Annotated in this window: 1 protein-coding gene; it reads right to left on the bottom strand. The window is 71.8% G+C overall.

The genetic code is table 11. From position 1 onward, the window contains the following. Positions 1 to 451 (bottom strand): hypothetical protein (locus EHS43_RS45675; protein WP_125196154.1); only part of this gene is annotated, 451 nt, incomplete at its 3' end. Between the last annotated feature and the right edge of the window lie 126 nt (positions 452 to 577).

Here is a 577-nt window from a genome sequence, read left to right as displayed (position 1 = left end):
CCGTGGGAACCGAAGGCACCGAGGGGACACCGGTGTTGACGCTGACCGTGCGGCTTCCCGACGGCTCCGTGGCGCGCTCGGCGTCGGCCGTCGCCTGGGCCGCGGCGCGGCGGGCGCCGTAACGCCGGTGGACCGCCTGCTTGGTGACGCCGAGTGCGGAGCCCACCGCGTCCCACGAGAAGCCGAGCGAGCGGTCGAAGTCGACCGCGGCCGTCACCAGGGTCTCGACGCTGTCCCGCAGTTCCTGGGCGAGACGGACCGTGGGAGCGGGAGCGCGTCCGTAGACGACGAAGCCCGTGGAGGGACCGGAGCGGCGCGGGCGGTAGACGTTGCCCAGCTGGGCGGTCAGGGTGCGCAGTGCGTCCACCTGCCGGCGGACCCGCTCGATGTCCCGCACCAGCAAGTGCAGGCTGGCCCGAGCCTGGGCGTCGTGGGTTGCGTGGTCGGCCATGAACAAGCCTCTCGAACCGGCGTTGAAAAGGACGGGGCCGCGATCGCGGCCCGTAGTGGTCAACTCTTTCTTGACCAACGCGTGTACGCGCCGCTGGTCACGCAGAGGGGGCGTACCGGCATATGC

It is taken from the genome of Streptomyces sp. RP5T, assembly GCF_003933965.1.
Taxonomy (GTDB): domain Bacteria; phylum Actinomycetota; class Actinomycetes; order Streptomycetales; family Streptomycetaceae; genus Streptomyces.
Note: the sequence above shows the minus strand (reverse complement) of the source record. Positions and strands in the feature narration are given on the sequence as shown.